Origin of the sequence: Holdemanella sp. DFI.5.55, assembly GCF_020593575.1 — a bacterium.
In the GTDB taxonomy this organism is placed as follows: Bacteria; Bacillota_I; Bacilli_A; order Erysipelotrichales; family Erysipelotrichaceae; genus Holdemanella; species Holdemanella hominis.
On record NZ_JAJDMK010000147.1, the window covers coordinates 1 to 1714 of the forward strand.

General features: G+C 28.4%; 1 protein-coding gene and 1 pseudogene. Both read right to left on the reverse strand.

Annotation, left to right across the window (positions count from 1 at the left end; all coding sequences use genetic code 11):
* Positions 1–70 precede the first annotated feature (70 nt).
* Positions 71–445 (reverse strand): annotated as a pseudogene (locus LJE08_RS13425) (DUF1893 domain-containing protein).
* Positions 432–1535: an aldo/keto reductase gene (locus LJE08_RS13430; protein ID WP_227403504.1), complete on the reverse strand. Its 1104-nt coding sequence runs from the start codon at positions 1533–1535 to the stop codon at positions 432–434. The pseudogene LJE08_RS13425 and the gene LJE08_RS13430 overlap by 14 nt, the downstream one beginning before the upstream one ends.
* Positions 1536–1714 lie beyond the last annotated feature (179 nt).

Genomic DNA, 1714 nt, shown 5'->3' on the forward strand with positions numbered 1-1714 from the left:
TTGCCTTTTATATTCAAAAGCCAAGTCTTTTATTTACTTAGACTTGGCTTTTTTCAGATTCATTAATTCTTTAATTGTATTTTCTAATGCGATTTTTGCGGTAACTGGTGTCCTCTATATGAATCACGGATTTTTTTAATGGACACATATCTGTGTTTGTCCTATATCGGATTTCCTTAACAAATTTATCGTATATGAAAGAAACATTATTCTTTTCTAAATAAATTTTTGCAGTTTCACTTAGAGCATGAGCATAAACAAATTAAATTTTTGCAAGAACGTATAGATAAGCAGCTGCTTTACCTAATACTGTATCTTCTATATCTGTGTTTTTATAAAAATTCATATCTTCATTAATTTTTGAAAGGATTGGTTTATCCCCAATATCATTTGAAGTATAAAATACAATTTTGTTTCTTTTTGCGATAAATTTATTCAAATTCATCCGCTACTTTCTTTAGATTACTGATAATTGGAAGCTTTTGTGGACATACACGCTCACATTGTCCACATTCAATACAATCTAATGGCTTTCCATGTTCATTTTTTAAATCATGATATTCTGTTGATTTACCTTTAGATAAATTTTGTTTTCTTTTATTGAATAGATTAAAGTATTCAGGTATACAGATGTGTTTTGGACAACCAGGAGTACAATAGTTACATGCAGTACATGGAATAGCAATAGATGTTCGAATTTGATCACCTAGCTTAATCAAGAAATCGTTTTCTTCTTGTGTCAACGGTTTAAATATTTTCATATATGAAATATTGTCATTTAATTGTTCAAGGTTTGACATACCACTAAGTACAACACGAACATTTTTAAGACTTGCTGCAAATCGTATTGCCCATGATGCAATAGATAACGATCCATCTAAAGTTAATAATTTAGTTTGAATATCTTCAGGAACACGCACAAGACTTCCTCCCTTAACAGGTTCCATAATAACAACTTGTTTTCCATGTTTAACAGCCGTTTCATAACATAATCTAGATTGTACACTTTCACTATTCCAATCAAGATAATTGATTTGAAGTTGAACAAAATCCATTTCAGGATGTTTAGTCAAAATTTTGTCTAAAATATCAGCAGTATCATGAAATGAGAATCCAATTTCTCTTATTTTACCTTCTTCTTTCATTTTTTTAATAAAATCAAAACAACCAAATTTTAAAGCAGTTTGGTAATGATTACGATTTAAAGAATGCAGAAGATAATAATCAAAGTAATTAACTCCACATTTTTCCAATTGTTCTTCAAAAATTCTTTTTGCATCCTCTTTTGTTTTCATAAATGGGACAGGCAATTTGTCGGCTAAAGTAAATGAATTTCGTGGGTATCTTTCAACTAACGCTTTTTTTACAAATAATTCACTTTGTCTTTGGTGATAAGGATAAGCGGTGTCAAAATATGTAAATCCATTATCCATAAAAGTATCAATCATTTCACAAAATTGTTTTAAATCAACAGAAGTTGGTTCTTCTGGATTTGTTAATGGCAATCTCATACATCCAAAACCTAATTTCTTCATAAAAATCCTCCTATTATGTATAACTGAATTATAGTACAACTTTATTGTTTAATAGAAATTATAATGTTAAAATTGTCGAAAATATGTATATATAAAAGTCTTTTGATTTTTTATTAAAAAAAATTAAAAAAACATTTGACGAAGCGAAAAGTATTTGGTAATATAGATGAGCACTGCTG